The 7,869-nt window shown below is 54.1% G+C and carries 4 protein-coding genes; 2 read left to right on the forward strand and 2 right to left on the reverse strand.

From position 1 onward, the window contains the following. The first annotated feature begins 220 nt into the window (after positions 1 to 220). Positions 221 to 3,772, forward strand: a complete 3,552-nt coding sequence (gene nifJ / locus C5S62_RS02160) for a pyruvate:ferredoxin (flavodoxin) oxidoreductase (protein ID WP_104403871.1) — start codon at positions 221 to 223, stop codon at positions 3,770 to 3,772. Positions 3,773 to 4,266: 494 nt separating this feature from the next. Here nifJ and C5S62_RS02165 read toward each other — a convergent pair whose 3' ends face one another. Further along, positions 4,267 to 5,121 (reverse strand): S1 RNA-binding domain-containing protein, encoded by an 855-nt coding sequence (locus tag C5S62_RS02165; protein WP_104403872.1) that lies wholly within the window; start codon positions 5,119 to 5,121, stop codon positions 4,267 to 4,269. Next, the gene (locus tag C5S62_RS02170; protein ID WP_104403873.1) at positions 5,114 to 5,833 is read right to left on the reverse strand and encodes an ABC transporter ATP-binding protein; all 720 of its coding nucleotides are present in this window, start codon (positions 5,831 to 5,833) and stop codon (positions 5,114 to 5,116) included. Before C5S62_RS02170 ends, C5S62_RS02165 begins: the two co-directional genes overlap by 8 nt. 55 nt (positions 5,834 to 5,888) lie before the next feature. On the opposite strand from C5S62_RS02170, the gene C5S62_RS02175 reads away from it, so the two are divergent. Next, a complete protein-coding gene (locus C5S62_RS02175; RefSeq protein ID WP_104403874.1) occupies positions 5,889 to 7,868 on the forward strand; it encodes an LTA synthase family protein in 1,980 nt (659 codons plus the stop codon). Position 7,869: the final 1 nt, after the last annotated feature.

A 7,869-nucleotide genomic window follows, 5' to 3' on the forward strand; every position in this document is an offset into this window, starting at 1 on the left:
GTTACGGAAGGTTAAATATGTTAAAGTCGGACGGAGGATGAATTTAACGTAAAGAGGGCATTGGGGCGCATAAATGCCGGCCGGGGAAAAGAGCTTTTTATTTTTTATGTTTTCTTACATGAAAAAATGTAAACTCGGCTGTACAAATTAAATAGAAATATTACCTTTGCAAGAAAGAACAGAGACACAACTAACAATTTAATCAACATAATCTACTGTTATGGCAAACAAGAAATTCATTACTTGTGACGGCAACCAGGCTGCTGCGCATATTGCGTACATGTTTTCGGAAGTTGCCGCCATCTATCCCATTACGCCCAGTTCGCCTATGGCTGAACACGTTGACGAGTGGTCGGCCCAAGGCCGCAAGAACCTCTTTGGCGACACGGTAAGCGTTCAGGAAATGCAAAGTGAGGGCGGTGCCGCCGGTGCCGTTCACGGTTCGTTGCAGGCCGGTGCGCTCACCACTACCTTCACCGCGTCGCAGGGTCTGCTGCTCATGATTCCCAACATGTACAAGATTGCGGGCGAACTGCTGCCTACTGTGTTTCATGTGTCGGCGCGCACGCTGGCCACGCATTCGCTCTGTATCTTCGGCGACCACAGTGACGTGATGGCCTGCCGCCAGACAGGTTTTGCCATGCTTTGCGAAGGTTCCGTGCAGGAAGTGATGGACCTCTCGGCCGTGGCCCATCTGACGGCGCTCGAGAGCCGCGTTCCTTTCATCAACTTCTTCGACGGTTTCCGCACCAGCCATGAGTATCAGAAGATTGAGGTGATGGATCAGGAGGACATCCGTCCGCTCGTGCCGATGGACAAGGTGAGCGAATTCCGCAACCGCGCCCTCACACCCGAACATCCCGTGGCACGCGGTATGGCTGAGAACCCCGAGACGTTCTTTGCACACCGCGAAGTGTGCAACCCTTACTACGATGCCGTACCCGGTATTGTGGAGAAATACATGAAAGCCGTATCGGAAATCACCGGCCGCAAATACAAGCTCTTCAGCTACTACGGCGCCGACGATGCCGAACGCGTCATCATCTGCATGGGTTCCGTGACGGAGGCCGCGCGTGAAGCCATCGACTATCTCGTGGGCAAAGGCGAGAAGGTGGGCATGGTGAGCGTACACCTTTACCGCCCGTTCTCTGTGAAGCATCTCTTGGAGGCCGTACCCGCAACGTGCAAGAGGATTGCCGTGCTGGACCGCACGAAGGAACCGGGTGCCAACGGCGAACCGCTTTATCTCGACGTGAAGGATGCCTTCTACGATCAGGAGAACCGTCCGCTCATCGTTGGCGGACGCTACGGTCTCGGCTCGTGCGACACTACGCCTACAATGGTCATCTCTGTGTTCGACAATCTGGCACTGCCCATGCCCAAGGACCACTTTACGCTGGGCATCACCGATGACGTGACCTTTACGTCTCTGCCCCTGGAAAAGGAAATGGCGCTCGGAGGCGAAGGCATTTATGAGGCCAAGTTCTATGGCTTGGGTGCCGACGGTACGGTGGGCGCCAACAAGAACTCCGTGAAAATTATCGGCGACAACACTGACAAGTATTGCCAGGCTTACTTCTCCTACGACTCCAAGAAGTCGGGCGGCTTCACCTGCTCCCATCTGCGCTTCGGCAACAGCCCTATCCGCTCCACTTATCAGATAAAGACGCCTAACTTCGTGGCTTGCCACGTTCAGGCTTATCTGCACATGTATGATGTGCTCCGCGGTTTGCGCGACGGCGGTACTTTCCTGCTCAACACCATCTGGGAAGGTGAGGAACTGGCCGGCAACCTGCCCAACAATGTGAAACGTTATTTTGCCGAGCACAACATTACCGTATACTATATCAACGCTACGAAGATCGCTCAGGAAATAGGATTGGGCAACCGCACGAACACCATCCTGCAGTCGGCCTTTTTCCGCATTACCGAGGTGATTCCCGTAGATCTGGCCGTGGAACAGATGAAGAAGTTCATCGTGAAATCTTACGGCAAGAAGGGCGAAGACGTGGTGAACAAGAACTATCAGGCCGTAGACCGCGGCGGCGAATACAAGCAGCTTGTCGTAGACCCCGCCTGGGCCAACTTGCCTGAAGACGAGAAGGTGGTACGCTACGAGCCGGCCTACATCACCGATCTGGTGCGCCCCATCAACGCACAAAACGGCGACCTCCTTCCGGTAAGCGCCTTTAAGGTGTCGGAGGACGGCACGTGGCTGCAAGGCACCGCCGCTTATGAGAAACGTGGGGTGGCGGCATTCGTTCCCGTCTGGAACTCGGAAAACTGCATCCAGTGTAACAAGTGTTCCTATGTGTGTCCCCACGCTGCTATCCGCCCGTTTGTGATGGACGATGAAGAAGTAAAGGGCATCAAGGGCAACACGCTCGAAATGAAAGCCCCTGCTGCACTCAAGGGCATGCACTTCCGCCAGCAGGTCAACGTGCTCGACTGCCTCGGCTGCGGCAACTGCGCCGATGTATGCCCGGGTATGCGCGGCAACAAGGCCCTTGAGATGGTACCTCTCGAAGGACAGCTTGAGCAACAGGACAACTGGGACTACAGCGTGAAGAATGTCAAGAGCAAGCAGCATCTGGTGGACATCAAGCTCAACCCGAAGAACTCACAGTTTGCCACACCGCTTTTCGAATTCTCCGGCGCATGTTCCGGTTGCGGCGAAACGCCTTACGTCAAACTCGTCAGCCAGCTCTTTGGCGACCGTCAGATGATAGCCAACGCCACAGGGTGTTCTTCCATCTACTCGGGCTCCATCCCCTCAACACCCTATTGCACCAACGAAAAAGGACAAGGTCCCGCATGGGCCAACTCTCTCTTTGAGGATTTCTGTGAATTTGGTATGGGTATGGTTCTTGCCAACAAGAAAATGCGTGCCCGCATCGAGGCGTTGCTCGGCGAAGTAATGGCCTGCGAGGAAGCTCCCGCAGAGTATAAGGAGGCCGCGCAAGCCTGGATTGAAGGTAAGGACGATGCCGAAGCCAGCCGCGCCGCCGCACTCAAGCTTGAGCCTTTCATCAAAGAAGGTGCTGCCAAGGGCTGCGCAACGTGTCAGCAACTCGAAGAACTCAGTCATTTCCTTACGAAGCGAAGCCAGTGGATCATCGGTGGCGACGGTGCGTCTTACGACATCGGCTACGGCGGTCTCGACCACGTATTGGCCAGCGGAGAAGACGTCAACATCCTGGTACTCGACACCGAAGTCTACTCCAACACCGGCGGACAGGCCTCCAAGGCAACACCCATCGCAGCCATCGCCCAGTTTGCTGCAGCCGGCAAACGTGTCACGAAAAAAGACCTTGGCCTCATGCAGGCCACCTACGGCTACGTTTATGTGGCTCAGGTAGCCATGGGAGCCGATCAGGCACAATGCCTCAAAGCCATCCGTGAGGCCGAAGCCTATCACGGTCCGTCGCTCATCATCGCTTATGCTCCGTGTATCAACCACGGCCTTAAGATTAAAGGCGGCATGGGCAAGAGCCAGGAGGAAGAGCGTCGTGCGGTAGAATGCGGTTACTGGCATCTGTGGCGTTATAATCCTGAACTCGCCGACCAGGGACAGAATCCCTTTACGCTCGACTCTAAGGAACCGCAATGGGATAAGTTCCAGGAATATCTCGACGGTGAGGTACGCTTCCTGTCATTGAAGAAAGCTCTCGGCGAAGAAGCCTCCACAGAACTTTACGCCGCAACCAAAGCCGCCGCACAGAAGCGCTACCGCTCCTACGTCCGCAAGACACAAGAGGATTGGAGTTTGTAATTCGCCGTATTGAAGCGACATAAACCTTTAAACAAAGGCGCAGTTCCGTAATGAGCGAGAACTGCGCCTTTCATATATTCCGGTTTGTCAGTAAAACGATAGGATAAAAAAGGGAGTATATTCTGAGAACCTTTATTCCGACCGGTAGAGGGATAAAGCCTGTGAATTTTCCCATAATCCGGAAATAACTGAAACAAGAGACAGGAATGTTGAGGTATATTGGGCGGCATCTTCGCATACCAACCGTAGCTCTTCATCTACTGAGCGTCCTTTGTCGGCATATCGGATGTAATGTTCTCACATGACCAGACGTTATAGTAATAACATAAAAAATGCAACTTCGCGTCATCACGACGAAAAGTTGCCTCACAGAACTTATATAGAGATGAAAAAACTATTTTATAATGATTATAAGAATTTATCTTTCTTTTATTCTGTTGCAAAGATATAAATATAGTTTGAAACTTCCAAATATTATTTGTTATTTCTATACCTTATTTTACATTTTTCCGTATCGGCAACTTAATGGAGCCTTCACCAAATGTTATTTTTCGTTCGCGATAAAGCGTTCCCAAGGCACGTTTGAATGTTTTCTTGCTCACAGCAAAGCGTCCGGCTATCTCTTCAGGTGTGCTGTCATCAGAAAAAGGTAGTTCACCTCCTGCGGCTCGGAGTTCGTCGAGAAGCACATCGGCAAAGTCGCGGAAGCGGCTTTTTCCAATACGGTCGAGCGAGATATCAAGTTTGCCATCAGGCCGGAGGCTTACTACTGTTCCGTGCAAGAGGTCGCCGGTACGGGGCGGCATACCGAATATTTGATCGTCATATACAAGTCCCTGATGCGCATTATCTACAATAACCTTAAAGCCCAGAGGCGTTTTCTGCTGCACGAGTACCTCCACTTCGCGGCCGCGATAGTAATCGGCCGACCGGGCAGGCCGAAGCCATTGCTCTACTTTTGCTGAAGCCACGATGCGATTGGTTTCTTCGTCCACGTGTACATGTACGATATAGGAACGGTCCTGCATCATGCGCATTTTCTGTTCGCGAAATGGCACGAAGAGATCTTTCATCAGTCCCCAGTCGAGAAAGGCTCCGAACTCATTGACCCAGGCTACCCGTAGGAACGCGAAACGCCCTACGCGGGTCAGCGGCTGTTCGGTAGTACCGACAAGGCGCTCGCTCTGGTCCAGATAAATAAATACCCGAACTTCATCGCCGGGACGCATTTCGCGCCGCACATAGGCTTTAGGCATAAGGATTTCCCCCACATGTCCGCCGTCGAGATAGGCCCCGTGGTCAGTAAAGCGCGTAATGCGTAGGGTATTGTAATCGCCTAGCTTAATCATATTCCGGTTCGTCTTTTTCAGCTGATGTTTCTTCAGTTGCGGTAATCAAAGAAAGTTCCTCGTCCACGACACGTCCGTCGGCCAGATGGATAGTCCGGTCAGTGATCCGTGCCAGTTCCTCATCGTGGGTGACGATTACAAACGTCTGTCCGTATTTGTCGCGCAGGTCGAAGAAGAGGCGATGTAATTCAGCCTTGTTGTGGCTGTCAAGACTACCCGACGGCTCGTCGGCCAACACCACGGCGGGTTCGTTCATCAAGGCGCGTGCCACGGCCACACGTTGTTTTTCGCCGCCCGACAGTTGTGCGGGCTTATGCCGTGCCCGGTCTGTCAGTCCCATAAATTCCAGCAACTCATCGGCGCGCCGGTGTATTTCGCTTTTGGGCCGGCGGGCTATCAGTCCCGGTATCATGATGTTCTCAAGTGCCGTAAATTCAGGCAGCAGCTGATGAAACTGAAAGACGAAACCGATGTTTTCGTTGCGGAAGCGTGCCAACTGCCGGCGGTTGAGTTTCAACACGTTTTGTCCGTCAATGACAAGGTTCCCGCCATCGGGACGATAGAGCGTTCCCATAATCTGCAACAGTGTGGTTTTGCCCGCGCCGCTGGGACCTACGATGCTCACCACCTCTCCCTTGTTGATTTTGAGGTCGATGCCCGACAGTACTTCCAGACTGCCGAAGGATTTGTGTATGCCTTGTAATTCAATCATATCGACTACAAACTTACCACTTTTTTTGCTACTTTTGTGCCAAATTTATGAATTTATGAAGAAATTTTCAAAGGTTCTGGCGTATCTTCTGGGCGTTCACGCTACCGCCCTTCTCATACTCACAGTGTTCCGTCTGCTGTTTTTCGCCGCTGTAGCCGGCCAGCTGCCGTCCGATGCCGGTTTCGGGTCAGGCCCTTGCCTCACCGCCTTTTTGCGCGGTGTGTGGTTCGACAATGTCATAGGCTGCTACGTCATGGCCCTGCCGTTGCTTTTTGCCATCGTTGCGGCACAAACCGGCCGCTGGCGGTCGTGGATGATCCGCAGCATGGGCGTGTGGTTCGGCGTGTTCTACGCGCTGGCGTTCATGGCTTCGGCGGCGAACATCCCTTACTTCCTTTACTTCACCAAGACGCTCAATGCCTCCATCTGGAATTGGGCCGGCTACGGCACCACCACCGCCGGCATGCTGTTGGGCGAGACGTCCTATTATCTCTACATCTTTTACTTTGCCGCGGCCACGGCGGTTTTTTCCTGCCTGCTGCGCCTTTACGGCAAACGGCTCCGGCGGGCCTTGGCACTTTCCGGAAAGGCAGTTGTGCGCCATGATCGCATCACAGTGCGCCACCGTCTATATATGATAATGTGTTCGGCCGTTCTTGCCGCCCTTTGCTTCGTGGGCATACGCGGCCGCTTGGGCTACAATCCCATCAAGGTGAGCGCAGCCTATTTCTCCACCAGTCCCGTACTCAACAACATGGGCCTCAACCCGATGTTCTGCCTTCTGGCCAGTTCGTTTGACGGGCTGAGGCCGGAAAACAAAACGCTCCGGCTCATGGATGGCGACGAGGCTGTGAGCCGTACCCGCCTGCTGCTGGGCCGTGAAGGCATTGACGGCATCTCGCCCATCGCCCGCAGAGTCGTCCCTGAGGGAGCGCCCACGCATCAGAACGTAGTCATGATCATAATGGAGTCGATGTCGGCCAAACTGATGGCGCACTTCGGCAACAAAAAGCACCTCACGCCCTGCCTCGACTCGCTCTACGGCCGTTCGCTGAGTTTTGCCAACTTTTATTCTTCGGGCAATCACACCAACCATGGTCTCTATGCCACGCTTTACTCCTTTCCTTCCATCATGTTCCGCAACGCCATGAAGGGGTCGGACATACCCGTCTATTCCGGTTTGCCCACCGTTCTGAAAGACAACGGTTACACCACCATGTTCTTCATGACACACGAGTCGCAGTACGACAACATGAACGCCTTCTTCCGCACCAACGGCTATGACGAGATATACGCCCAGGAGAACTACCCGCCCGAAAAGGTCGCCAACAACTTCGGCGTGCAGGACGACTACCTCTTCTCCTACGCCCTGCCCGTATTGCGCCGTCAGGCCGCTGCCGGCCGGCCCTTCTTTGCCACTCTGCTCACCATCAGCAACCATCCGCCATACGTCCTGCCCGAATGGTTCCGTCCGCGCAGCAATCGTCCCGAAGAACAGATTGTGGAGTATGCCGACCGTGCCCTGGCCGACTTCATGGCCGCCGCGGCGCGCGAGCCATGGGCGGACAACACGATTTTCGTTATCCTGGGCGACCATGGAAAAGCCGTAGGACCGCCCGACTGCGAATTGCCGGAGGCACAAAACCACGTCCCTTTCATGATTTACGGCAAAGGCATAGTCCCGCAGGAGCGCACCGACTTTGCCGTGCAGGTGGACGTGGCGCCGACACTCCTGTCGATGTTGCGCCTGCCCTACGTGCAAAACAATTTCGGCGTAGACCTCACACGCGAGCAGCGGCCGGCAGCGTTCTACACGGCCGACAAAACCATAGCCGCTCGCAACGACCGTCATCTCTACGTCTATAACGCCGAAGTGGATAAGGAATTCTGCTACGACCTGCACGCCGGACGTCCCGTACCCGTAAGCCTGTCGGCCGCTCACGAGGAGCTGAAGTCCTATGTCTTTCCCCTCCTTCAGGCCACCGAGCACCTCGTTCAGCAAGGCATGACCACCGACAAACCACGGCAGCACTAAC

The sequence above is a fragment of the Prevotella sp. MGM2 genome (assembly GCF_002933955.1).
In the GTDB taxonomy this organism is placed as follows: Bacteria; Bacteroidota; Bacteroidia; order Bacteroidales; family Bacteroidaceae; genus Alloprevotella.

Coding starts and splice junctions, on each gene's coding strand:
- C5S62_RS02175 (WP_104403874.1), top strand. CDS start 5,889: ATGAAGAAATTTTCAAAGGTTCTGGCGTATCTTCTGGGCGTTCACGCT.
- C5S62_RS02165 (WP_104403872.1), bottom strand. CDS start 5,121: ATGATTAAGCTAGGCGATTACAATACCCTACGCATTACGCGCTTTACT.
- C5S62_RS02170 (WP_104403873.1), bottom strand. CDS start 5,833: ATGATTGAATTACAAGGCATACACAAATCCTTCGGCAGTCTGGAAGTA.
- nifJ (WP_104403871.1), top strand. CDS start 221: ATGGCAAACAAGAAATTCATTACTTGTGACGGCAACCAGGCTGCTGCG.